Raw genomic sequence first — 24,482 nt, 5'->3', positions numbered from 1 at the left:
AGTAATCGTGAGTGTTAGCCATTTCCTCGAGCCTAAAAACTAGCTGTTTGCAAAAGTGTTCGAAAAGAGGACGGGCACCCCGCCCGCGCGCGTTTTGCGCTATGTTTGAAACGATGACGCGACTGGCGCAGGTGGACCACCACCGGGGAGCGTCTTTGGGATTCAACGGCCGCCCGCCTGGGTCAAGGATCATCAAAACACTTGGTGTTTGGAAGACAAACCTAAATAGGAGAACTCATGGCAACATCTCAACTCTTGCAGTCCCTAGCGCAGGTGGATCCACAGATCCAAAAGGTTCTTGATGATGAACTGGGGCGCCAGCGTGAAACCCTAGAAATGATCGCGTCTGAGAATTTTGTGCCCAAGGCAGTTTTGGAAGCGCAGGGTTCCGTCCTTACCAACAAGTATGCGGAAGGTTATCCTGGCCGCCGCTACTACGGGGGGTGCGAATTTGTAGACGTCGCAGAAAACCTCGCGATTGAACGTGCGAAAGAGGTTTTTGGTGCTGCTTACGTGAACGTGCAGCCTCACGCGGGCTCGCAGGCAAACGCGGCGGTTCTAGCCGCAATCGCCCAGCCTGGCGATCGTATTCTTGGCCTCTCACTGGATCACGGTGGCCACCTGACTCACGGCATGAGAATCAACTTCTCGGGCCGCCTGTATGAACCGCACTTCTACCACGTGAACCAAGAGACCATGCGCATTGAGATGGATGAGGTCCGCGAGATTGCCCTCGAGGTTAAGCCCAAGGTCATCATCGCCGGCTGGTCCGCGTACCCGCGCGTCCTCGACTTTGCGAAGTTCCGCGAGATTGCCGATGAGGTCGGAGCATACCTGTGGGTAGACATGGCGCACTTCGCCGGCCTGGTTGCCGCCGGCCTGCACCCGAACCCCGTTCCATTTGCGGACGTCGTATCCACCACGGTGCACAAGACCATTGGTGGTCCGCGCTCCGGCATGATCATGTCTCGCGATGAGGAGCTCGGCAAGAAGATTAACTCCGCGGTATTCCCCGGGCAGCAGGGCGGCCCGCTCATGCATGTGGTTGCTGCCAAGGCTGTTGCTATGAAGATCGCGCAGAGCGAAGAATTTAAGGAGCGCCAGCAGCGCACACTCGAGGGGGCTAAGATCCTCGCTGATCGACTGCTCCAAGACGATGTGAAGAACGCTGGCATCTCGCTAGTTACCGGCGGTACCGACGTGCACCTCGTTCTCGTTGATATGCGCGATTCGAATCTCGACGGTCAGCAGGGCGAAGATCTGCTCCACGCGGTTGGTATCACCGTGAACCGCAATGCTGTGCCGTTTGACCCGCGCCCTCCGCGAGTCACGTCCGGTCTGCGAATCGGCACTCCCGCGCTTGCTACCCGCGGTTTTGGCGCCAAGGAGTTCGAGGAGGTTGCGGACATCATCGCCACCACCCTCGTGCAGGGCGCATCGGGCGGTGACGTAAACGTTGAGGGCCTACACGCCCGAGTGAGGGCCCTAACTGATGCATTCCCGCTCTACGAAGGCCTTGACAAGTGAGGGCGCCCTGGGACGGCCAAGCCAAGGTCCTAGACGGAAAAGCTACGGCAGCGCAGATCAAAACTGAACTGCGCGAGCGCGTGGAGGCTTTGCGTACTCGCGGCGTTGTGCCCGGGCTTGGCACGATCCTGGTGGGCGATGACCCGGCCTCACAAACCTACGTTGCGGGAAAGCATCGCGATTGCCAAGAGGTGGGGATCGAATCTATCCGCGTGGATTTGCCCGGTGATTCTACTGAGGCCGACATTCTGGCCGCGGTAGAGCGCCTCAATGCTGACGATTCGTGCACGGGCTACATCGTGCAGCTTCCGCTGCCCAAGGGTGTGGATACCAACCGGATTTTGGAGGCCATTGACCCGGCGAAAGACGCAGACGGCCTACACCCCATGAACCTGGGACGTCTGGTGCTTCGTGTATCGGAAGAAATCGATTCGCCCCTACCGTGCACGCCGCGGGCAGTCATCGAACTCGTTGAACGCGCAGGTATAGATCTGGCAGGTAAAGACGTGGTTGTAGTGGGGCGCGGCGTAACCGTGGGTCGCTCCATCGGCTTGCTACTTACCCGCAAGTACGTGAACGCAACCGTCACGCTCTGCCACACGGGCACGCAGGATCTTGCCGGCAAGGTCCGCCGAGCTGACGTGGTGGTTGCCGCCACCGGTGCCGCGGGAATTATTACCCCGGACATGGTGAAGCCGGGCGCCGTGGTTCTTGACGTAGGGGTTTCCCGCGTTGAAGTCGATGGCAAAGCGCGCCTGGCCGGTGACGTTGCAGATGGTGTTGATGAGGTTGCCTCGGCCCTGTCTCCCAACCCTGGAGGAGTGGGGCCGATGACTCGCGCCCTCCTGCTCGCCAACGTAGTTGAAGCCGCTGAAAGGCTTTAGCGGATAATCGCTGAGGCGGCAGCGCCCTCGAAAATCTAGACAAAAAGTCGCCCCCAAGTGGGGGCGACTTTTTCGTGCGCAGTTTAGGCGCTTAGCTGTAAATGATGCGCAGGGGAGCGTGATCGGAGTACCGGGAGGCGTAATCGACCGCACGGTCCACGTGCACGCTTTGAGCGCGCTGAGCCATCGCGGGGCTGGCCAGGTGGTAGTCGATGCGCCAACCCGCATCGTTGTCGAACGCCTTGCCCCTGTATGACCACCAAGTGTATGGGCCCTGCACGGGGCCGGTTAGCTGCCGGGCAACGTCAACCCAACCCGATTCAATCCAGCGGTCCACGTACGCGATTTCGGAGTCGAGCACGCCAGCTGTCTTATTGTGGTTGCCCTTCCAGTTCTTGATGTCGAGCTCGGTATGAACGATGTTTAGGTCGCCCGTGATAATCACGTTGGGTAGCTCGCGCAGTTCGCTCATACGGCTGGTAACGAGATCGAGGTGAGCATACTTCTGATCCATCTTTTCCGTACCTACTTCGCCCGAATGCAAGTAGGCGGAGACAATACGTACAGTTTGATCTCCGTCCTGTACGTCCACTTCGAGCCAACGGCCTGTATCTACAGCCACTGCCTCACTATTTTGCGGATGGGCGCCAAAACGGGCGGTTTCGGGCAGGAGCTTTACGTGGGAGTCACGGCGAACCCCGATGGTTACACCGGCGCGCCCCTTAATCTCGCATTCGAAGTTGAGTAGCTCCCAATCTTCCAGCAGGTCGGTGGTGATTGCGCTTGCCGCGCGCACCTCCTGCAACGCGATCACATCGGGCTTAGTGTCCGCCAGGGAATCCTTCATGCCGCGTTTAACCGCGGCGCGAATTCCATTAACGTTGATCGAAGCTAGCGAGAAGGTCATTGTCCTACTTTCAAAATCTCAGCGCGTAGCATTACTTAAAGTTCTGTTTAACACGTGCGGTAGCGGGCCCTACTTTTCGCCCACCTGCTGGCGCTGGCCCATAGCTAAAAGTTCGTCGCGATACTTTTGGGCTTTGGCCTCCGCGCTCTCAATACGAACGCGCAACCACTTGGCGCGCGGCGAATGCCAGACCTCGTCCTCCAGGACGGTTTCGTAAGATTCCGGATCTTCACGCGGGTCAAACGCGATGTCACCCGTGAGGGGATTATGCGGCCAATCGAGGGTATCGGGCTCTGTCATGGTGACGTAGTTAGGTGTGCTATCACCGTGTACGTACTTTTGATCCTGCGGGAACTCCGCGTAGAACGGGTTGGCCATCCACGCGGCAACCATAAGCAACAGGCGCACGATGAGGTTAACCCACAGCATGAGGGTGGCCAGGGCTGCCGAGGCGGCAAGCAAAGGGTTGTCAGCTACGGAACCAACCGCGCTGGTTCCCAGATACCGCAAAATAGCCGAACCAACACCCGCAACAGCCGCGCCGATCCACAGATCGCGGCTAGGAACCCGAACGCCTGCAGTGACGCGCACCAGAGCAATCACCAAAAGAGTGTCCACCACAAAAGCGGCAAGCAGGGTAGCCATATTCAAAAGGATGCGCCCGGCTGCCCCTTCGATATTCAACAGGTCAATAAACCACGAGCCGACCGTGTTCATCATGATTCCGAGAGCGGCAGTGGCAAGCACGCCAATGCCCAGGACCGCGAATCCAAACAAGTCGCGGATCTTGATCGCTACCGCACTATTTGGCAGGCGTACGATTCCGAACATCGACCACAGCGACATTTTCAGCGCGTCCATGGTTTTCGATGCTGAAAACACAAGCACTACTAGACCCACTATGCCGGTGACAGACCAAACATTCGTCTGAATGAGTGAATCCGGGTCGATCATGCCGGTGCCATCGCCGGTGTCGATAAGGCCAGGCATGGCCGATTCAAGGGCATGCAACACGGCCTCGCGAAGCTGATCGTTGCCGCCCAGGAAGTACATGAAAATCGTCCACCCAACGGTTAGTGCCGCCGCAATGGAAAACAGCGAAGTGTAAGAGACACCGCCGGCCAATAGATTTCCGCGCTTTAGCGTGTAGCGGCGCATGCCCCGCCCAACGCGAGAATGGTTGTACCAATCCATGAGCCCCATTACCTTGGCCACTATCCCGTCGGCCTCTTTGGCCTCTTGCAAAGTGGGGCCGTACAGGTTTGGAGCATCGGGAGCTCTTGGTGCCAAAACTTCTACTGGCTGATCGAGCACGGATTTCGCCATATTTCGTCTGTCCTATCCAGCGCGGAATCGTCTACAGCTCGAAACTACCCGAAAATCTGCGCCGCGGCTTTCCCAAACCCACTTGCAGTCGTGGTTATGTGCCCAATTGCTCACGAGGCGGGTTCGTAGCGCGTGAATCTAGCCGGCAGTAAAACTAAACAATGCCTGGGAATGGTACACGCCATCGGCGCCCACACGGTCCAACCTGAAGCCGCTTGCAACCCACTCCGCCTCGAAATCCTCGGCGAGTTTCTCGGCTACATCCAACGTTTCCTCGTGCTCAACGTGGGCGAGCGTCACGTGCGGGTGAAAGGGGAAACGTGCGGGCGGAAGATCTAGGGCTTCGCTGATCTCGTCCTCGAGGGCGGCCAGAGCCTCGCCACCAGCAGCGATATTAATGAAAGACACTGGCGATACCGGGCGGAACGACCCCGCTCCCCGCAGACAAATCCGGAAAGGCGCGCGTTTCGCGGCAACCTCTCCCAGTTGATGCATGATGCGCTCGCGGTCGGCCCGCTTCACGGGAGTAGGTGGCACAAGAGTGATGTGCGGCGCGGTACTGTTTGCAGTATCTAAGTTGAGGCGGGTGCGAAGTGCGTCAATGTCGCCTGCAAGTGGCTCGGGAACTGCTACGAGTATGCCGATGAGTTCCTCGTCGGTCCCGCAGGAGGGAAGGTACATACTTATTCCTTGCCACGCATAGTCGCCTGTTTACGGATTATTACTATCACAAGCGGCGGGAGGTATTCATTTTTGCGCGGGCGGAAGAAGTAGTTGAACAGCTAGTTTGCGCGAAAATGTGCCGATGCAAAGGCCTTGATAGGTAAATGGAAGGAAAAAGACAGCTCAAGGAACAGCGTCAGAAAAGCTTCTTGAGGGGTAGGCTTTAGGAGGTTAATAAATACGAAAACACTGTTGGGAGTGCTGATGACTGCTCGCGTTCGTAAAACTGCTACGAAGCTGGCTGATGGTCGCGACTTTTTCTACTTCGATGATTCGGAACCTTACGTCAGCGGTGAGAAGACTCGCCGTTTGGATGATCCAAGGCCCCTGCAAGATAGGTTCGCGCCAGTCAAGGATGAGGATGGCAATGAGAAACCGGTAACCGGGCCAACGATGCGCTTGGATCCGCTAACAGGTGAATGGGTGGTTATCGCAACGCACCGCATGAACCGCACGTTCCTGCCTCCAGCAGATGCGAACCCGCTCGCCCCGGCACGTCCGGGTGCCGCCTATCAGGACGGTGAGATCCCCGATACCGACTACGACGTCGTAGTGTTTGAGAATCGTTTCCCCTCGCTCATGCAGATTCCGGGCGAAACCATGGAGGTTAGTGACCTGGATGGAGAGAGCATTTGGAAGGTGGCTCCGGCCGCTGGTCGGTGTGAGGTCATCTGTTTTGGCCCTGACCTGAATCGCAATCTTGTGGACATGGGGCCAACCCGCATGCGCACAGTCATCGAGGCTTGGGCAGACCGCACGCAGGAGCTCGAAAAGATAGATGGCATTAAGCAGGTGTTCTGCTTTGAGAACCACGGTGAAGCAATCGGCGTGACCTTGCATCATCCGCACGGGCAAATCTACGCCTACCCTTACATCACGCCTCGCACGGCAACTATGATCCGTCAGGCCAAACAGTACCGGGAGAACACGGGCAAAGATCTGCTGAGCGATGTCCTCGCCGCCGAATTACGTAGCGGTCGCAGGATCGTCGATGAAACTGAGCATTGGGTGCTTTATGTGCCTGCGGCGTCGCGTTGGCCGGTTGAAATGCATCTGATGCCCAAGCGTGATGTGAAGGCGCTTTATGAGCTTACCGATGAAGAGCGTGAGGAACTTGCCCACCTTTACATTCGTATGCTGAAGGCGGGGAACAAGTTCTTTGAGGTCGAGGAAGATGGCCAGAAGGCCTACCTGGAGATTCCCTACGTGATGTCTTGGCACCAGGCGCCCGTGGGGGAGGAGCGCGAACTTATGCGCTTGCACATGCAGTTGCATTCGATCCAGCGCGCGCCCGGCAAGTTGAAGTATCTGGGCGGTTCCGAATCGGGGATGGGCGCGTGGATTTCTGACACCACGCCAGAAAAAATTGCAGATCGTCTACGGGAGGTCTACGAAAAATGAGCAACATCGTGATGGAGTCATGGACTCTTGAAGAGGGCACGCGCAAAGTCACCGAGCTTTTCGAGCGCTCCTACGGTTACAGTCCGGAGGCCCTCCACTCGGCGCCTGGGCGCGTGAACGTGATTGGTGAGCACACCGATTACAACGGTGGTTTCGCGCTTCCTATGGCGCTTCCACACCGCACCTATGCCGCGGTAAGTCAGCGTGATGACCGGATTGTTCGCCTGGTGTCCGCACAGGAGGAGGGCGTGCGAGAGGTTAACCTCGACGAGGTCGATACGCATGATTCGAAGAACCCCGTTGAGGGCTGGCCGGCCTACGTGGTGGGAGTTGCCTGGGCTCTTGAACAGCAGGGGAGGGGCAAGATGCCTGGCCTCGACCTCGCAATCGATTCTTGCGTGCCGTTTGGTGCGGGCCTTTCATCTTCTGCGGCGCTTGAGTGTGCGGTTGCTGTTGCCTGGGATGCTCTCATGGCGCAGACCGAAAACTGGGTTTCGATGATGACCACTAAGAAGGGGCGTAAAGAACTGGTTGAGGCCTGCATTAGCGCTGAAAACGAGATTGCTGGCGCTCCAACCGGTGGAATGGATCAGGCTGCGTCGATGCGGTGCCGTGCCGGAGCAGTGATTCTGCTTGATTCGAAAGATGCCTCCATCAGGCACATTCCATTTGACCTCGAATCCGTTGGTCTGGAGATGCTGGTCATTGACACGCGGGCACCACACCGCCTGGCAGATGGTCAGTATGCGAACCGTCGCGCCACCTGCGAGGCAGCGGCGCAGAAGCTCGGCGTGGACTACCTCGCTAGCTTGGCCCGCGATGCGGATCTGTCCGCCCTCAGCGAAGAGGAACAAAAGCGCGCTCGCCACGTCATCACTGAAACGGCACGCACGCTCGACTTCGTTGAGCTCCTCGAGGACGGAGCATTGATGGATGAGCGGTTGGACCAGATCGGTTCGCTCATGACGGCATCGCACGAATCGCTTCGCGATGACTACGAGGTCACGGTTCCTGAACTGGACATCGCTGCGGAAACGGCGCTTGAGAACGGAGCTGTGGGGGCTCGCATGACAGGTGGCGGATTTGGCGGATCAGCGATTGCGCTGGTTCGAAAGCACCAGGCCGGCGCGGTCATGGATGCCATCACCAAACGGTTCGCGAAGGAAGGCTTTAATCAGCCGCACTTCCTGCATGCAAAGCCATCGGCGCCAGCCAACTAGGTCAACGCGGTCTATTGGTGTGTTCGTTTTGTTCTGCCCCCTCGTGAAATTCCCGCACCGCGTGAGTTGGTAGAGTGGGGGCGTGCAAGAAACAGCGAATCAGTGGCTTATTGTTGGTTTGGGTAATCCGGGTCCAAAATACGAAAACAATCTGCACAACGCGGGTCGCATTGTGCTCCATGCGGTAGCTGACAATGCCGGCGCAACGTTCAGTAAGCACCGCGCTGGCGCGTATGTAGCAAATGCGCGTATTGGGATGCTTTCGGGAGGCAGGCCCGGGCCGGCCGCGATTCTTGCATACCCCGACTCGTACATGAATCTATCGGGCAACGCGGTATCGAAACTCATGCAGTTTTATGGGATAAAGCCGGACCACCTGCTGGTTGTGCACGACGAGCTTGACATCGAACCGCACGTTCTTCGCCTTAAACGAGGTGGTGGCGAGGGCGGACACAACGGGCTCCGCTCAATCTCGCAGCTGATTGGCACGAAGGATTACAACCGGTTGCGCTTTGGCGTGGGCCGCCCGCCTGGGCGAATGGACGCGGCAGCGTTCGTGCTTTCGGATTTCCCTAAGAAAGACCTGGATGAATGGGCGGTAACTGTCCGCTTGGCTGCGGATGCGATCGAGGATGTGGTTACCCTCGGTTTTGAACAGGCGCAACAAAAACTGCATACGGCCTAGTCCGGTTTCATGCAAGGAGCTGTTTTGAAAAAACTTCGCGGTCTACTTAGCGCTCTTGATGGTGACGAGGCGCTTGCCGCTGCCGCCCTTGCCCTGAACGAAGGGGGCAACCCCACGGTCATTGCCGCAGCTGGAGTGCGGGCTCCTCTGCTTGCTAAAGCGGCACTGCAGGAGGGGGCAAGGCCGCTGGTTGTGGTAACAGCTACCGGCCGGGACGCGGAAGAACTGGCCACCCACCTGCGCGGATATATCGACGGAGTGGAGGTGTTGCCCAGCTGGGAAACCCTACCGCACGAGAGGCTCAGCCCGCAGCGGGACACGATGGCCCGCAGGGTTGCGGTCATGCGGCGCTTGGCGCACCCCGAGGGCGAAGTTGGCTCGCGAACCGGCGCCATCAGAGTGCTGCTTGTGCCGCTACGCGCATTCTTGCAACCGGTGATCTCCGGTCTTGGGGACCTGGAGCCCGTGCGGCTTAGAGTGGGCGACACCGTTGATTTTGAAAGCCTGGCTAACCGCCTCATGAATCTGGGTTACGAGCGCACGGAAGTGGTGCAAAAGCGCGGCGAAATGGCCGTTCGCGGCGGGATTCTCGATGTATTTGCGCCCATTGATCCGTATCCGACTCGTATCGAAATGTTTGGCGATGAGGTTGACGACGTCCGCTACTTCTCAATTGCAGATCAGCGCGCGGTTGGCGCAGCTAAAGAGGGTCTGTGGGCGCCGGCTGCTCGTGAACTTTTGCTAACCGACGATGTGCGCGAACGCGCGCGCGAGGCCGTCGCGAAGCTACCGGGCGCGGGCCAGATGCTGGAGCTTATCAGCGAAGGCATCAACGTGGAAGGCATGGAGTCGCTCAGCCCCATCCTCGTAGGCGGCATGGAAACCGTGCTGGATCTCGTTGGCGCCGATTCGCAGGTGGTTATCATCGAGCCGCAACGCGTTGAATCGCGCACCGAAGACCTCGTTGCCACTACGCAAGAGTTCTTGGAGGCCGCCTGGACAGGCGCCGCGGCCGGTGGTGAGATTCCGCTTCAGGCCGGCAACGCGTCGTTCAAAACATTGACGCAAATGCGCTCGCTTGCGCGCAAACGCGGCTTTGGGTGGGCAGAGATTTCCACTCTTGCTCCAATGGAATTGGCCGACGCGCTTACCGACGCGCCGTCGGCGCACGCTTCGATTGTCGTGACGCCGAGCCTCATGCAGGTGGGCGCTCGTGACGTAAAGCCGTATCGCGGCAAGATTGACCAGGCCGCCTCTGACCTTGGGAAACTTCAAAAAGACAGCTGGAAACTGGTTGTAACCACGGATGGGCCGGGCCCGGCTAAACGTATTACAGCGGTGCTAAACGAAGCATTTGTGCCCGCAAAAATAGTCGAGGCGGTGTCCGAGGGGCTAGAGCCAGGCGTAATCGAAGTGCTGGCCGCCGGCTCAGGGCCGGGATTTGTAGCTGAGGAACTGAAGGTTGCGGTTGTTACCGAGACTGATCTGACGGGCAAGGCGGGCTCGTCGACCGCGGAAATGCGAAAAATGCCGGCGCGCAGGCGCAAAGGCATTGATCCGCTGACGCTAGAAAAGGGCGACCTCATCGTCCATGAGCAGCACGGTATTGGCAAGTTCATTGAAATGGTTTCGCGTACCATTGGACGCGGCGAAGAGGCTGTGACGCGTGACTACCTGCTAATCGAGTACGCGCCCACCCGCCGCGGCCAGCCTGGGGACCGTCTGTACGTTCCAACCGATCAGCTGGATCAAGTTTCTAAGTATTCGGGTTCGGATCAGCCGAAGCTGTCCAAAATGGGCGGGGCTGAATGGGCGAAAACTAAGGCCAAGGCGCGTAAGGCTGTTAAGGAAATCGCAGGAGAGCTGGTTCGTCTTTACGCCGCGCGTAAGTCCGCGAAGGGCTACGCGTTCTCCCCCGATACGCCGTGGCAGCGCGAACTTGAGGACGCGTTCCCGTACGTGGAGACGCCGGATCAGCTGACCGTGATCGACGAGGTCAAAGCGGACATGGAAAAGCCGATCCCTATGGATCGTCTGCTTGGCGGTGATGTGGGCTACGGCAAGACTGAAATCGCGGTTAGAGCCGCGTTCAAGGCAGTGCAAGACGGCAAGCAAGTGGCTGTCCTCGTGCCCACCACCCTCTTGGTTCAGCAGCATCTGGAGACATTCCAGCAACGTTATGCGGGCTTCCCCGTAGATGTTGCGGCCCTATCTCGTTTCACTAGCGCGGCCGAGGGGGAGCGCATTCGCGAAGGTCTGCGCACCGGCCAGATCGACGTTGTGATTGGAACTCATTCCCTGCTTACAGGTTCGGTCCGCTTCAAGGACCTCGGTCTCGTTGTCATTGACGAGGAGCAGCGTTTTGGGGTTGAGCACAAGGAAACTCTGAAGCAGATGCGCACCGACGTGGACGTTTTGTCGATGTCAGCCACGCCTATTCCTCGTACTCTCGAAATGGCAATCACAGGCATCCGTGAAATGTCGCTCCTGGCCACCCCGCCAGAGGAGCGCCACCCAATCCTTACGTTTGTGGGGGCATATTCAGACCAGCAGGTTAGTGCCGCAATCAAACGTGAGCTTCTGCGTGATGGTCAGGTGTTCTACGTGCATAACCGCGTGGAAGATATCGGCAAGATCGCTGATCACATTCAAGAGCTCGTGCCCGAGGCGCGGGTTCGTATTGCGCATGGAAAGCTCGCTGAAGCTCAGTTAGAGCAGGTAATCGTGGACTTTTGGAATCGCGAGTTCGACGTCCTCGTATGCACCACGATTATTGAAACCGGTTTGGATATTTCTAACGCCAACACGCTCATCGTGGATCGTGCGGACGCAATGGGACTGTCGCAGCTTCACCAGCTACGAGGCCGTGTGGGACGCGGACGCGATAGGGGATACGCGTACTTCTTGTACCCGGCAGACAAGGTTCTGACCGAGACCGCACATGAGCGACTTTCAACGATTGCGGCTAACACCGATCTGGGCGCGGGCATCGCGGTGGCGCAAAAGGACTTGGAGATTCGCGGCGCCGGCAACCTGCTGGGTGGTGAACAGTCCGGACACATTGCGGGCGTAGGCTTCGATCTTTACGTGCGTATGGTTGCTGACGCCGTGGCAACCTATCGCGATGGGCAGCCTCCGAAACGTGAAGAGATGCGCATCGAAATCCCCGTCGACGCGCACATTCCACCGGGTTACATTGAGGGTGAGCAGCTTCGCCTCGAAACGTACGCAAAAATTGCAGCGTTGCGTTCACCCGAGGAGGCTCATGACCTGCGCGAAGAGCTTGTGGACCGCTACGGGAAAATCCCCGAGCAGGTGTTGCTGCTATTCGCTATCTCTGGATTGCGCGAGTATGCACGCGACCTCGGTATTAAAGAGATCGTGGCGCAGGGGCGTTACATTCGATTTTCTCCCGTGGAGTTGCGTGATTCTCAAGCTCTGCGGCTAAAGCGACTGTACCCGGGTTCGATAATTAAGGGGGCTGTTCGCCAGATTCTGGTGCCTGCTCCTAAGTCCAAAAAACTTGGTGGCCCGGCCATTGTGGACCAGGAACTACTTGATTGGACGCAAAACTTTTTGCAGACAATCGTTGATTACTCGCCCGAATCTAAAGGTTAACCCAGGTAGGGGCAAGAAAATGTTAAGGGAAACAGCGTAGAATCTGTACCAGATGGTTGAAAACGAAAGGACGCGTAACCGTGACACTTAAGTCAACATGGAAACGCATTGTAGTTGGCGCCGGCACAGTTTTGGCAACGGTTGCTCTCGCAGCCTGTTCCGCCCAGCCGGGTGTGGCGCTGAATATCGACGGAACCACCTATACGGAAGACGAAGTGAGCGAGGCTGCCCAACAGCTTTCGCAAATCAGCGGCCAGCAGTTCCCAACTGCAGGCGTGGTTTATGTGTTGGCGCAAGGGGAGGCAGTTCGCGAGGTTGCAAACCAGCATGGCGTTGAGTTCTCAGATGAAGACGCCCGTAATGCGCTGGCCTCGGTGCAGTCTCCCGGCGAGCCGGCTAATGCGGCTGCCGTTGGCGTTGTACGTGTCAACCAGCTTTTGGTGCTCCTGCAGGGCAAAGTGGATCAGCAGGTGTTGGCGCAGGAAATGGCTGAGGTCCAGAAGGGCAAGGACATTGAGCTCAACCCGAGGTACGGGGCGTTAGATGAGAACAACGCTGTGTACGCGCCGAATCTGCAGGGCGTTGTACTCCCGCCACAACAGTAAGTTTTAAGAAGCATCGGCAGGGCCCTCACAGGACTTACACCCCGCTGATCTTCAACCTAGACCTAAGGGGAATGCAGACGGTCTGCAAAACCCTATTGAGGGAACGATAACTCGTTAAAAATAGTCCGCGACATTACCGGATCTATAGAAGGAGAAAAACATGGCACACATTGAGGCCATTGGTGCTCGCGAGATTCTTGACTCTCGTGGCAACCCGACTGTTGAAGTTGAAGTTCTGCTTGACGACGGCACCGTTTCGCGTGCAGCCGTTCCGTCGGGTGCTTCTACCGGCGCATTTGAGGCCGTTGAGCGTCGCGATGGTGACGACAACCGCTACATGGGCAAGGGTGTCGAGGATGCAGTTGAGGCAGTAACTGACGTTATTGCTCCAGAGCTGATCGATGAAGACGCCACTGAGCAGCGCCTGATCGATGAGATCATGATTGATCTCGACGGTACGGACAACAAGGGCAAGCTTGGTGCTAACGCCATTCTTGGTGTTTCGCTGGCTGTTGCTAAGGCTGCTGCAGAGTCGGCTGGCCTGCCGCTGTACCGCTACGTTGGTGGCCCGAACGCGCACGTCCTGCCCGTTCCGATGATGAACATCCTCAACGGTGGTTCGCACGCTGACACGAACGTTGACATTCAGGAGTTCATGATTGCTCCGATTGGTGCAGGTTCGTTCCGCGAGGCCCTCCAGTGGGGTGCTGAGGTGTACCACACTCTCAAGGGCGTCATTAAGGGCCGCGGTCTTTCCACCGGTCTTGGCGACGAGGGCGGTTTCGCGCCGTCGCTGGAGTCGAACGCAGCTGCACTCGACCTCATTATTGAGGCAATCGAGAAGTCTGGCTATAAGCCGGGCAAGGACGTCGCTCTTGCTCTTGACGTCGCTTCTACCGAGTTCTTCAAGGATGGCAAGTACATGCTTGAGGGCGAGGGTCGCGACACCGAGTTCATGGTGAAGTACTACGAGAAGCTACTTGCACAGTACCCGCTAGTTTCGATTGAGGATCCGCTGTCTGAGGACGAGTGGGATTCTTGGGTCAAGATTACGAGCGAGATTGGTGACAAGGTGCAGCTGGTTGGTGACGACCTGTTCGTAACGAACCCGGCTCGTCTTGCGCGCGGCATTAAGGAGCACGCCGCTAACGCTCTGCTCGTGAAGGTAAACCAGATTGGTACCCTCACCGAGACGCTTGACGCTGTTGAGGCTGCACACCGTGCGGGCTTCAAGTCGATGACCTCGCACCGCTCCGGTGAGACCGAGGACACCACGATTGCTGACCTCGCTGTTGCAACGAACTCCGGTCAGATCAAGACCGGTGCTCCGGCTCGTTCTGAGCGCGTTGCTAAGTACAACCAGCTTCTGCGTATTGAGGAAGAGCTTGCTGACGCAGCGGTTTACGCTGGCCGCAGCGCTTTCCCACGCGCGAACTTCTAACTCTTTACAGCAAGTGGTTTAACCGCTAGCTGATAGAGCATCGAGACGGGGCCTTCGGGCCCCGTCTCTTTTGTTTCACCCGCCGCCGGCGCGGTTTAGCCAACTTCGCTTAAGTTTTGTAAAACTAGAGGCATGAGTGAGCGTAGGGTTAGCGGAGTTCGTCGTCCAACCATGCCTAAAGGCATGGGGAGCGGCGCGAAGAAAGCTACCTCGCAATCCAATCCCACCGGTATCGCGCGAAAGGGGGCGCGGCCGCACTCGTCAGCGGGAAGTAGCAGGCCGCGTTCGCGGGCAAGAAAGACTAGCGTCACCAAAACGGCAGAGGCTCCCGCTGCGGAGCGAAAGGTGTCGCTCAAAGCGTTCGCCTTGACTCTGACTTTAGTAGTTGCTCTTTTGGGCGTAACACAACCACTTCACCAGTGGTGGGCCCAGCAGCGTGAGTATCGTTCGGTTCTAATCCAAATCGAGCAAGCGAAGCAGACTAACGCCGAGCTGCAAGATCAGCTGGACCGGTGGGGCGACAAGTCGTACGTAGCCTCACAGGCGCGGGCGCGACTACAGTACGTCCAGCCGGGGGAGACGCAGTACCAAGTGCTTGACGCGCCCGGCATCGCGGATGGGATGGCAGATACCAAGCCTGTTGAGGATCAGGGTCCGCCTCGGCCTTGGTACCTGGTGGTAGCTGATACTGCGGATGCCGCCGATGATGTGAATCAGCCGGTTCGTCTTGATCCGTCGGTGCGCTTAAAGAAAAACGAGGAGTAGGCGTTGGATAAGACGCAAGATATTGATCTGAAGATTCTTGAGCTTCAGTTAGGGCGCGAGCCGCGCGGGGTTTTAGGGATTGTGGCCAGGTGTGTTTGCGGTGCTCCATTGGTAGTAGCAACTGCTCCTCGCTTGGAAAATGGCAGCCCTTTTCCGACCATGTTCTACTTGACCCATCCCGCCGCCGTTAAGGGGTGTTCCGTTCTCGAGTCCAATCAGTGGATGGAGCATTTGAATGAGTGCCTTGCAAACGACGAGCAGTTGCGCAGCGAATACGCCGCTGCCCACCTCGCTTATATTGAGGCGCGTGACGCTGTGGAAAAAGTTGATGAGATAAGTGGTTTCTCGGCTGGAGGAATGCCGCAGCGCGTGAAGTGTTTGCATGCCCTGCTTGGCCACGCGCTTGCCGCTGGCCCGGGCGTAAATCCGATTGGAGATTGGACACTTGCCAAGTTAGAAGAGATGGGGCTGTGGGACCAGAAGAAGTGTTCCTGCCTGCCGGGTCAAACTCCCGCTGATTTTGAAGGAGCGGACGCGTGAGTGAAGACTTCCCGTGGCTTTTGGGCCGCGAGGGCGGCAAGGTGGCAGCCATTGATTGTGGTACCAACTCCATCAGGCTTCTGATTGGCCACATGGAGTCTGGCTCGTTTGTTGACGACCTGCGCACAATGGAAATCGTACGGCTTGGGGAGGGCGTGGATCGTACCGGCTACCTCTCTGAGGCGGCGATTACGCGCACAGCTAACCAGGCGAAGGAATACGCGCAGATCTGCCGTGAAGCTGGCGTGAATAGACTGCGATTTGTGGCCACGTCTGCGAGTCGCGATGCGCACAATCGTGACGACTTCCGCGCAGCTATTAAAGACGCGGTGGGGATTGAGCCAGAAGTTGTGGAGGGCAACGAGGAAGCTGGGCTCTCGTTCACCGGTGCGGTCTCGAGCTTGCACGAAGCTGAAAACCCCGTGATGGTGATTGATATCGGGGGAGGATCCACCGAGTTCGTGACGGGTTCTGCCGAAGCTGGCGTGCTCGGCGCGATCTCCATGAACATGGGATCGGTTCGTGTCACTGAGAAGTTCCCCGAAATAGCAGCCCCAAACCCGGATACGAGCCGGGCCGTAGCGTGGATTGACAGCTTGATTGACAAGGCTGCAGCGGCCGTGCCGTTCACTCAGGTGAACTCGCTAGTTGGCGTTGCCGGCACGGTTACCACCATTACCTGCCACGCCCTGGGGCTTAAAAAATGGGATCCAGAGGCCGTGCACGCGTCGCGCTTTAGTCTTCAGCAGATGGTGGATTCCTGCGACTACATGATCAATGCCAGCGTGGATGAGCTTGCGCGACTGCCCTACATGCCGGCTGGACGCGAAGACGTCATTAGTGGCGGCGCGCTCATTTGGCGGCAAATAGTTTGCCGCGCAGCATCGGATAATCCGAAACTACGCGGCAACTGGGTTTCTGAGCACGACATCCTCGATGGAATCGCGCTGTCGATTATCTAGTTGATCCTCTAAGCAGATTACGAGGAGAGCGCGCGCAAGCGGTTTGCGGCCGCGCCGCGTGCATGCAGGTGAGCACGGTAGTGCACCGCGTAACCACCCGCGATGGCCGCAATCGCAGTACCCATCATGACGCCCATCTTGGCGTGCGGAATGTGAACCGAATCGGCGGGGAATGCGAGCCCCGCGATCAGTAGTGCCACGGTGAAGCCAATGCCGGCAAGCATTGCAATGGCCGCAATGTCGGGCATATCGACACCGGCACCCAGGCGCAGACGCGTGAACTTGGTTAGTAGCCAAACGGAACCCGCGATTCCCAGCAGCTTCCCGATTGGCAGGCCGAGGGAGACGCCAATCGCTACCGGGTCGGCAAGCGTCTCTACAATGCCGCCAGATTCCGAAACGTTCACGCCAGCTGCGAAGAATGCGAAGAAGGGAACGACCAGACCTGCTGAAATCGGATTGATCTTTTCTGCCAGGTGGTGGGACCACTGTGGCTCACCGTGCCTACGGACTGCGGGCACCAGCAAGCCCATCGCTACGCCCGCGATCGTGGCGTGCACACCGGATGCGTGCATGAAGCCCCACGCCACTGTTGCTACCGGTATCAGGAGCCACCAGTGCATGTGGCGGCGCTGGACCAAGAACCCGAATAGGGCAATGAGTGCCAAAGAAATGCCGAGGGCAATGAAATTCAGATCAGTGGAGTAAACCACAGCAATGATGATGATTGCGAGGAGGTCGTCAACCACAGCCAGGGTGAGTAGGAAGGTGCGTGCCGCAGGGGGCATGCCTTTGCCAAACACTCCGAGGAGCGCCACTGCGAACGCAATATCGGTGGCCGCGGGGATTGCCCACCCCGAGAACGCCTCGGAACCTGCAAAAATCTGCACCAGCAGGTACACCACGGCAGGGCCTACCATGCCAAAAACTGCGGCAAGCATGGGCAGAGCTGCTTCGCGAATGTCGCGAAGTGCACCGGTTACGAACTCGGTTTTCAGCTCAAGACCAACCACGAAAAAGAAGATGGTCAAAACGCCATCTGCGGCCCAAGCGGAGATCGGCAAGTGCAGGTGCCAAGCCTGCGGGCCAAAGGTGAAGTTAGCCATGGCCTCGTATATGAAGCCGATCGGTGAGTTTGCCCAAGCAAGCGCAAGTAGTGCCGCAACCACTAGGAGCATGCCCGCTTTCGTCTCGTCCGATACGAAGCGAACAAATGACTTGGGCAGATCTTTGACGCTCTTTAACGCGTGTGGTCTAGCGGCGTTGCGTTCTCGTTCAATTCGCCTAATTTGCGACGAAGAGAGGGCGAAGGGGCGTTGCATTCCCACATTTCCCGGCAGGTTGTGTGTTGACCTGCGCTTAATACTTGGGTCAGGGTTCACGCCGGGTCTTCTACGGCCGTCAGACCACATACGGATTACCTTTCTTTCAGATATTCGGTGCCTCGCGCGAGACACACCTTATCCTCGACTCTAATAAATCTGCCCGCCCCATGAGTGGACAAGATTAAAATGTGGGCGAAACCGTGCGATTTGTAACAGTTTGTACCTGCTTCGTGTTGTTTATTGGAAATGGGGCCGGCAGGCGCGTTTGGTGTAACCAGGCATTTTGCCCGTAGAATGGGCGCGAGCCCCCATAGCCCAATTGGTAGAGGCAGTCGACTTAAAATCGACCGAGTGCCGGTTCGAGCCCGGCTGGGGGTACCAAGTTGGCAGTTAAATGTTTCGGCCACGTGCAAAGTTCGTTATATTCATAGCAATTCACGAGACAGCTATATTTAGGAGCGGATGCATATGAGCGGTAATCCCGTGATGGTAGAGCTCGATAGGGAGATTTCTAAAACTCCCGCTGGATATCCAACGATGCCGGGCTACGAGCCGGGCCGCCCTGGTATGCAAGATGCGGGGTCGAGCCGATTTGATCCGCACGCTACAGCGCATCGCCCGCAGGAAACCGCTCCGGGTACCGCGCCCATGGATCAGTTTGAGGACGCCTACAGGGCTCCGGCCGCGGACGCGGTTAATACCGGGCGCATGACCTATGACGACGTGATTGTGAAGACGGGCTCGATGTTTGCCCTCGTGCTTCTAGGCGCGGTTGTGGCTTGGTTCGGGATTCGCATGTCGCCTTCCCTTGCCGTCCCGCTCGTGTTTGGCGGCATGATCGCCAGCCTCATCCTGGCAATGGTGAACATCTTCTCGAAGACGATTCGCCCCGGTCTGATTGCGGCTTACGCGGTTGCAGAGGGCCTCATGCTGGGCGCGTTTTCGCTACTGTTTGAGTTCCTGTATCCGGGTATCGTTTTGCAGGCAGTTATTGCAACGTTCGTGGTGATCGGGGTGGCTCTCGCGCTGTTCGCGTCCGGCAAGGTGCGTTACACCTCGCGCACAAACCGTTTTGTGTTGATTGGCCTTCTCTCGGTGCTGGGATACAACCTCGTGAACATGGTTTTGGTCTGGACGGGGGCTATAACCACGCCGTTTGGCCTGGGATCCATCACGGTGCTAGGAATCCCCCTCGGGGTGATTGTAGGCGGTCTCGCGATCGTGATTGGCACATACAGCCTTATTGGAGATTTTGATGTGGCAAAGCGTGGCGTCGAGGCCGGCGTACCCGCCGTTTTCGCCTGGCGTGTGGCTTTTGGAATCACCGTGACGGCCGTGTGGATTTATGTTGAGGTGCTGCGTCTGCTGGCAATATTGCGCTCTGCTGCAGGAGATTAAGTAGACTGACGCCATGAGTGAATTTTTGAAAGTATCCGATAACTTCTTGCGCAAGCCCACTATTGCGTTCCTTACCGAGGAGCCTCCCGCGGGTCTGCATGTTGAAGTGATTCGCGAGGGGGCGGGGGCTCCCATCACACCTGGTAACCAGATCGATGCGCACTACCTCGGTCAGGTTTGGAACGGCAACATGTTCGACAACTCCTATGATCGCGGCGAGCCGCTGTCTTTCACCGTTGGTATCGGCATGGTCATTCGCGGTTGGGATGAGGGCCTGATCGGTATTCGTGAAGGCTCGCGTGTTGTGCTGTCGATTCCGTCTGAACTTGGTTACGGCGATGCGGGTGTTCCACAAGCCGGCATTGGCGGTGGAGACACGCTCGTGTTCGTGACTGACGTCGTTCGAGTCAGCTAGTTAAACCAATAGGTGAAGCGGCGGCCTTCAGTCCATTTTGGGCGAGGGCCGCCGCTTTGTTTTGCCCGCGTGGCTGGTTACGCGACGCGTCTTAAACGATGCCGATGGGGCAACTCATTCCGTTTGGTCCGTGGTTGCAGTACCCGTTTGGAATGTGGTGCAGGTAGGCCTGGTGGTAGCGTTCGGCAAGGTAGAACGTGCCGGCCTCGCCCTCACTAACAATCTCCGTGGTGATCTGCCCTTTGCCGTGCTCGCCTAGAACGTTTTGGAACGCGTCGCGGGTTGCTAGAGCAGCCTCGCGTTGGCTCTCATTCGTGTAGTAAATCGCGGAGCGGTACTGCGTGCCACGATCATTGCCCTGCCGATTGAGTGTAGTTGGGTCGTGGTTCTCCCAAAACACCTTCAGGATCTGTTCGGTGCTGATCTTGCGCGGGTCGTAAACCACACGGACGATCTCGGCGTGTCCAGTCTGTCCCGTGCACACTTCGTCATACGTGGGGTTTTCTGTGGTGCCACCCATGTAGCCAGCAGCTGTTGCAATTACTCCAGGCAGGCGCCACATGATGCGCTCCGCGCCCCAGAAGCATCCCATGCCTACATAGAGCACTTCATGTGGTTCACCCCAGGGGCCCTCTATGGGAGTGTTTAAAACGGGATGATTTCCGAGGTGGGAGGCAACCGGTGTGGTCCTGCCCGCGATAGTTCCGCTATGGGTAGCCATGTGAATACCTTTCTTCTGGTCACAACTTACATGTCTGCGGTAAATGCCGCGACCGCTTGTGCTTGAAAACAGCGGAAGCGGTATACTTCCTTGACGGCAAAATAAAGACTTTGGAGGTCACATGGCCAAGCGTCGTGCCACGCGAGTGAGCGATCTTTTTGATCGTTTTTCTGAACCCCTGTTGAGGGCTCGCGAGTCGATCCAACCCGAACCTGTACGAGTGGAGAGGATTGAGCCTGCTCCGCATTCGGATAGGCGAGTGCAAGATCATGTGAGCTGGCCGCTACAGGTTGCGGCCGCATGGTCTTGGCGGATGGTAATCGTTGTTTTTGCTCTGGGACTTGTCGCATATGGATTGTCGTACGTGACGGTCATTGCGATTCCGGTGGCGTTGGCACTATTGCTCGCCGTCTTGCTTGATCCGATTAATAGACTGCTTCACCGCAAGCTCGGTATGCCAAAGGCTGCTAGTGCCACGCTCAGTCTATTGATTGGTATTGGGGTTGTGGCGGGCCTGATCTCTTTGTCTTCCTCGCAAATTATTGCGCAGTTTGGCGATCTGGTTTCGCGCGCAACAGACGGCTTTTCAAGGCTAACTGAATGGCTTAGGACGGGGCCGCTTCCCATTGAGAGTGAAGCGGTTGATAAGTACTTAAATTCGCTTAATGACGAGATCATAAATGCGGTTCAAGACAACTCTCAACGTCTTGCTTCGGGGGCATTATCCATCACGGCCACGGTCGGTAATGTGTTCACCGGTGCCCTGATCGCGCTGTTCGTCCTGTTCTTCCTGTTGAAGGATGGACGCAAGATTTGGATCTGGTTCTTGCGTTGCATGCCAGAGCCTGCGCGCGTGCCGCTTCACGAAGCTGCGGTTCGTGGCTGGACCACGCTCGGTGCGTACGCGAAGGCGCAGATTCTCGTGGCCGCTATTGATGCTACGGGTATTGGTTTGGGCGCTTTCTTCCTGGGTGTTCCCCTGGCTATCCCGCTGGCTGTTCTGGTCTTCCTAGGCTCGTTCATTCCGATCGTGGGTGCATTCCTCACCGGCACCATTGCCGTGTTGGTCGCCTTGGTTGATCAGGGTCTCATGACCGCCGTGTTCATGCTGGTGGTCATCTTGGTGGTTCAGCAGCTGGAGGGAAACGTGTTGCAACCGTGGCTCATGTCGAACGCGGTTTCGCTTCACCCGGTTGCGGTGCTACTCGCGGTGGCGGCGGGTTCGTTCCTGTTTGGCATTGCGGGCGCGCTATTTGCCGTCCCGGTTTTGGCCTTCCTCAACACTTCGATTCTGTACCTGTATGGTTACGACAAGTTCCCGAATCTTGCCACAGACAATGACCGTGCGGGCGGGCCTCCCGGAAGTTTAGAAGAACAGCTTTTGACCTCCTACGATCCCAATATGCGTCGCATCGATCCGGAAGCCGAACCGGCAGAAACGGCCGACGAGGAAGAGGCGGATAACTCGAAGGTTAGCGAGCAAGTATCAGATTCTGTGAAGGCAGTGCTACAAGACTCCCCGGCCAAAAATGGTGAGGAATCCGCCGAGTAGTCCTCCTATCTTTAGAGAGGTGCTATCAGGTAGGTGAGCGCCGTCTTACCTAGTATCGCCAGGTCAAAATGCGATCTAGAGCGGACTAGCAGATAAAAATATTGGCGGTTCTAGGAATATTTCCTAGAACCGCCAATATTTATGTGTGCGTTATGTGCGCATTAGCCCTTGTACGGAACGGCGTCGATGATCTTCACCGCGATTTCCTTTCCGTTGGGCGCGTAGTAAGAGACGGTGTCGCCCTTCTTAGCACCCATGATGGCTTCGCCAAGAGGAGCATCAGGGGAGTAAACCTCGATCCCTAGTCCCGTGCCCGTCATACGCGAGCCGAGTAGAAACTCCGTGCGCTCGCCCAGGATTTCCGCGGTCACCATCATGCCGAGCTCAACGACGCCGTCATCAGCCGGCGTCTCTCCAACCTCGGCCTCTTTAAGAAGATTCTCAAGCTGCTGGATGCGCGTCTCGTTCATCGACTGCTCGTCGCGAGCAGCGTGGTAGCCGCCGTTCTCCTTAAGGTCGCCTTCCTGGCGTGCCTCGTCAATCTTTCGCGCAATCTCAGCGCGCAACTCCGTGGAACGGTGCGTGAGCTCTTCCTTGAGCCGGTCGTATGCTTCCTGCGTCAACCAAGTCTTTTCGGCCATTGGGCCCTCCCTACAAAACGAACGACGCCGCGACCCGGAAGTTGAAGTTCCAAGTCGCAGGCGCGAGACGTGATCACTCTAGCAAGTAAACCTGTGTTTAGGTAGCTGACAGCACCGCGATAAACGCGGCAACGCAATGAGTTGCCCATCCTGCAACCGTGAACGAGTGAAATATCTCGTGAAAGCCAAAAACGCGTGCGCTTGGCCCGGGCCATTTGAATCCATACACGAGGGCGCCGATTGTGTAGCAGATGCCACCGGCAACCAGTAGCCAAACAACCGCCGGACCACCCGCTTGCCATAGGTCTGGCAGGTACCAAAGCGCCACCCAGCCGAGCAGTACGTAGATCGGGGTTGTGAACCATCGCGGAGCGCTTGGCCAAAATACTGATGTGCCAATGCCTAGTGCGGCTCCGATCCAAACTATTAGCAGCACCTTGGTTGCTTGTGCCGGGCTTAGCAATGCCACACAGATTGGCGTGTAGGTTCCGGCGATGAGCAGAAAGATATTCGAATGGTCAAACCGGCGCAGAAGAGCATTGGCTTTGGGGCCCCAGTTTCCGCGGTGATACAGCGCGGACATTCCAAATAGGAGCAGGCTAGACACGAGGTATGCCACCGATGCCCACCTCGTGCCCGCGGTGGGGGCGAGGATTAGCAAGACGAGGGCGGCGGCGAACGCCAGTGGTGCCGTGACAAGGTGTATCCAACCGCGCATCAGCGGCTTGATGGAGGGGGGTGTGAGTGACCGCGACGAGTTCACATCTGGATCCGATAAGACGGTGTCACTAAGGGGGTGAGGTTGCATTTCTGCTCCATAACTTACGGTGTGGTAACTTAAGGTTACGCGGGAGTAAGTTAGTGGTCAAGGAGGCATTATCTTCAATCCCGATAAAACCTCATCTACTATCGAGGTAAGGCAAGCGTAAAATCATTTTTTGAAGGAGTGAGGGATGGAAAACCGTTTGTTATACAGCCTGTACGAAAAACGGCTTGTATCCGAACTCACTCCGGAGCGTTTGCCAAAGCATGTGGGCGTTATCCTCGACGGGAATCGCAGATGGGCGCGGGAAGGCGGCAATGCAACCGCCTACGGGCATCGCAAAGGTGCTGACAAGATCACCGAGTTCTTGGAGTGGGCCGATGAGCTTGGTATCAAGATCGTTACGCTCTGGATGCTTTCAACCGATAACTTAGATAGAGATGAAGCCGAACTTCGCCCGCTCCTCAAAATCATTGCGGAGGCCGCTAGGCGTCTGGCAGATGATGGGCGATGGAACCTGAAATATGTTGGCGACCTCTCGCTCTTGCCCGATGATATTCGAGACGAACTTGAAGACTGCCTAACCTGTGCAAAAGGCCGAGAACCGGGGTCTTTAGATGTGAATATTGCCGTCGGTTATGGCGGCAGGCACGAGATTACCGACGCTGTTCGCGCGTTGCTTCGCGCATACTCGCAAAAGGGTTTGAGTATTGACGAGGTGGCGGATGTCCTAACCGTGGATGACATTACTGACCACCTATATACCGCCGGTGTTCCAGACCCGGACCTCGTGATCAGAACGTCTGGGGAGCAACGGCTCTCGGGATTCCTGCTCTGGCAGTCAGTGCACTCGGAGTTCTATTTCACCGAGGCATACTGGCCTGACTTTAGGCGAGTTGATTTCTTGCGCGCACTCCGCGACTTCGGGCAGCGCGAACGCCGTCTGGGTAAGTAAAATCACTTTGCTGGCTACCTGTATTTTTTGTTGCGTTTGTGCAGAAAATACGAGCTTGGGTGGTTAAGTGAGCAAGTTTACATATATGTCCGACCAATCAGTGATCAC

Annotated in this window: 22 protein-coding genes, 1 tRNA gene and 1 riboswitch; of the genes, 16 read left to right on the top strand and 7 right to left on the bottom strand. The window is 57.2% G+C overall.

Annotated features, from left to right (window positions below):
• Positions 1-108 precede the first annotated feature (108 nt).
• A riboswitch (ZMP/ZTP riboswitch) is annotated at positions 109-190 on the top strand.
• Positions 191-237: 47 nt separating this feature from the next.
• Together glyA and HMPREF2854_RS07420 are read left to right on the top strand one after the other, a co-directional pair.
• Positions 238-1,527, top strand: a complete 1,290-nt coding sequence (gene glyA, locus HMPREF2854_RS07425; RefSeq protein WP_070621027.1) for a serine hydroxymethyltransferase — start codon at positions 238-240, stop codon at positions 1,525-1,527.
• A complete protein-coding gene (locus HMPREF2854_RS07420) occupies positions 1,524-2,411 on the top strand; it encodes a bifunctional methylenetetrahydrofolate dehydrogenase/methenyltetrahydrofolate cyclohydrolase (protein WP_070621025.1) in 888 nt (295 codons plus the stop codon). The genes glyA and HMPREF2854_RS07420 overlap by 4 nt, the downstream gene beginning before the upstream one ends.
• A gap of 91 nt (positions 2,412-2,502) precedes the next feature.
• Here the strand turns inward: HMPREF2854_RS07420 and HMPREF2854_RS07415 are convergent, their stop codons facing one another.
• From HMPREF2854_RS07415 to HMPREF2854_RS07405, 3 genes are all read right to left on the bottom strand, one after another.
• A complete protein-coding gene (locus tag HMPREF2854_RS07415; RefSeq protein WP_034509368.1) occupies positions 2,503-3,318 on the bottom strand; it encodes an exodeoxyribonuclease III in 816 nt (271 codons plus the stop codon).
• 69 nt (positions 3,319-3,387) lie between these two features.
• A complete protein-coding gene (locus HMPREF2854_RS07410; RefSeq protein WP_261666686.1) occupies positions 3,388-4,632 on the bottom strand; it encodes a YihY/virulence factor BrkB family protein in 1,245 nt (414 codons plus the stop codon).
• 150 nt (positions 4,633-4,782) lie between these two features.
• On the bottom strand, positions 4,783-5,325 hold the full coding sequence (locus HMPREF2854_RS07405; RefSeq protein ID WP_070621022.1) for a 2'-5' RNA ligase family protein: 543 nt from the start codon (positions 5,323-5,325) through the stop codon (positions 4,783-4,785).
• 246 nt (positions 5,326-5,571) lie between these two features.
• Here HMPREF2854_RS07405 and galT point away from each other — a divergent pair, with 246 nt between their 5' ends.
• The 9 genes from galT (at position 5,572) to HMPREF2854_RS07360 (ending at position 16,604) form a co-directional block, all read left to right on the top strand.
• Positions 5,572-6,768: a galactose-1-phosphate uridylyltransferase gene (gene galT, locus HMPREF2854_RS07400; RefSeq protein WP_070621020.1), complete on the top strand. Its 1,197-nt coding sequence runs from the start codon at positions 5,572-5,574 to the stop codon at positions 6,766-6,768.
• On the top strand, positions 6,765-7,988 hold the full coding sequence (galK, locus tag HMPREF2854_RS07395) for a galactokinase (RefSeq protein WP_070621018.1): 1,224 nt from the start codon (positions 6,765-6,767) through the stop codon (positions 7,986-7,988). The genes galT and galK overlap by 4 nt, the downstream gene beginning before the upstream one ends.
• Positions 7,989-8,070: 82 nt before the next feature.
• Positions 8,071-8,673: an aminoacyl-tRNA hydrolase gene (gene pth, locus HMPREF2854_RS07390; protein WP_070621016.1), complete on the top strand. Its 603-nt coding sequence runs from the start codon at positions 8,071-8,073 to the stop codon at positions 8,671-8,673.
• A 24-nt stretch (positions 8,674-8,697) separates the two neighbouring features.
• Entirely contained in the window at positions 8,698-12,291 is a 3,594-nt protein-coding gene (mfd, locus tag HMPREF2854_RS07385; protein ID WP_148130929.1) for a transcription-repair coupling factor, read from the top strand.
• A gap of 80 nt (positions 12,292-12,371) precedes the next feature.
• Entirely contained in the window at positions 12,372-12,896 is a 525-nt protein-coding gene (locus HMPREF2854_RS07380; RefSeq protein ID WP_070621012.1) for a hypothetical protein, read from the top strand.
• A gap of 160 nt (positions 12,897-13,056) precedes the next feature.
• Positions 13,057-14,337 carry a phosphopyruvate hydratase gene (gene eno / locus HMPREF2854_RS07375; RefSeq protein ID WP_070621010.1) on the top strand — a complete coding sequence of 427 codons (1,281 nt, stop codon included), beginning with the start codon at positions 13,057-13,059 and terminating at the stop codon, positions 14,335-14,337.
• A gap of 132 nt (positions 14,338-14,469) precedes the next feature.
• The gene (locus HMPREF2854_RS07370; protein ID WP_083309455.1) at positions 14,470-15,102 is read left to right on the top strand and encodes an FtsB family cell division protein; all 633 of its coding nucleotides are present in this window, start codon (positions 14,470-14,472) and stop codon (positions 15,100-15,102) included.
• A 3-nt stretch (positions 15,103-15,105) separates the two neighbouring features.
• Entirely contained in the window at positions 15,106-15,642 is a 537-nt protein-coding gene (locus HMPREF2854_RS07365) for a DUF501 domain-containing protein (protein WP_070621006.1), read from the top strand.
• Entirely contained in the window at positions 15,639-16,604 is a 966-nt protein-coding gene (locus HMPREF2854_RS07360; RefSeq protein ID WP_306825755.1) for a Ppx/GppA phosphatase family protein, read from the top strand. The genes HMPREF2854_RS07365 and HMPREF2854_RS07360 overlap by 4 nt, the downstream gene beginning before the upstream one ends.
• Before the next feature lie 17 nt (positions 16,605-16,621).
• Here HMPREF2854_RS07360 and nhaA read toward each other — a convergent pair whose 3' ends face one another.
• Positions 16,622-18,016, bottom strand: a complete 1,395-nt coding sequence (gene nhaA / locus HMPREF2854_RS07355) for a Na+/H+ antiporter NhaA (RefSeq protein ID WP_070621004.1) — start codon at positions 18,014-18,016, stop codon at positions 16,622-16,624.
• 217 nt (positions 18,017-18,233) lie between these two features.
• Between nhaA and HMPREF2854_RS07350 the strand changes: the two genes are divergently transcribed.
• The 3 genes from HMPREF2854_RS07350 to HMPREF2854_RS07340 all read left to right on the top strand — a co-directional run bounded on the left by HMPREF2854_RS07350 (position 18,234) and on the right by HMPREF2854_RS07340 (position 19,742).
• Positions 18,234-18,310: transfer RNA gene (locus tag HMPREF2854_RS07350), tRNA-Leu, on the top strand.
• Between the two features lie 87 nt (positions 18,311-18,397).
• The gene (locus HMPREF2854_RS07345) at positions 18,398-19,327 is read left to right on the top strand and encodes a Bax inhibitor-1/YccA family protein (protein ID WP_070621002.1); all 930 of its coding nucleotides are present in this window, start codon (positions 18,398-18,400) and stop codon (positions 19,325-19,327) included.
• 13 nt (positions 19,328-19,340) lie between these two features.
• Positions 19,341-19,742: an FKBP-type peptidyl-prolyl cis-trans isomerase gene (locus HMPREF2854_RS07340; RefSeq protein ID WP_070621000.1), complete on the top strand. Its 402-nt coding sequence runs from the start codon at positions 19,341-19,343 to the stop codon at positions 19,740-19,742.
• 91 nt (positions 19,743-19,833) lie between these two features.
• Here HMPREF2854_RS07340 and msrA read toward each other — a convergent pair whose 3' ends face one another.
• A complete protein-coding gene (gene msrA, locus HMPREF2854_RS07335) occupies positions 19,834-20,463 on the bottom strand; it encodes a peptide-methionine (S)-S-oxide reductase MsrA (protein WP_070620998.1) in 630 nt (209 codons plus the stop codon).
• Between the two features lie 121 nt (positions 20,464-20,584).
• Here msrA and HMPREF2854_RS07330 point away from each other — a divergent pair, with 121 nt between their 5' ends.
• On the top strand, positions 20,585-22,015 hold the full coding sequence (locus tag HMPREF2854_RS07330; protein ID WP_070620997.1) for an AI-2E family transporter: 1,431 nt from the start codon (positions 20,585-20,587) through the stop codon (positions 22,013-22,015).
• 161 nt (positions 22,016-22,176) lie between these two features.
• Here the strand turns inward: HMPREF2854_RS07330 and greA are convergent, their stop codons facing one another.
• Positions 22,177-22,656: a transcription elongation factor GreA gene (greA, locus tag HMPREF2854_RS07325; protein ID WP_034509328.1), complete on the bottom strand. Its 480-nt coding sequence runs from the start codon at positions 22,654-22,656 to the stop codon at positions 22,177-22,179.
• A gap of 97 nt (positions 22,657-22,753) precedes the next feature.
• Positions 22,754-23,464: a PAQR family membrane homeostasis protein TrhA gene (locus HMPREF2854_RS07320; RefSeq protein WP_083309454.1), complete on the bottom strand. Its 711-nt coding sequence runs from the start codon at positions 23,462-23,464 to the stop codon at positions 22,754-22,756.
• A gap of 145 nt (positions 23,465-23,609) precedes the next feature.
• Here HMPREF2854_RS07320 and HMPREF2854_RS07315 point away from each other — a divergent pair, with 145 nt between their 5' ends.
• On the top strand, positions 23,610-24,374 hold the full coding sequence (locus HMPREF2854_RS07315) for an isoprenyl transferase (RefSeq protein WP_070620995.1): 765 nt from the start codon (positions 23,610-23,612) through the stop codon (positions 24,372-24,374).
• Positions 24,375-24,482: the final 108 nt, after the last annotated feature.

This window comes from Actinomyces sp. HMSC075B09, assembly GCF_001812395.1.
Classification (GTDB): domain Bacteria; phylum Actinomycetota; class Actinomycetes; order Actinomycetales; family Actinomycetaceae; genus Gleimia; species Gleimia europaea.
The sequence above is the reverse complement of the archived record's forward strand: the minus strand, read 5'-3'. Positions and strand labels throughout refer to the sequence as shown.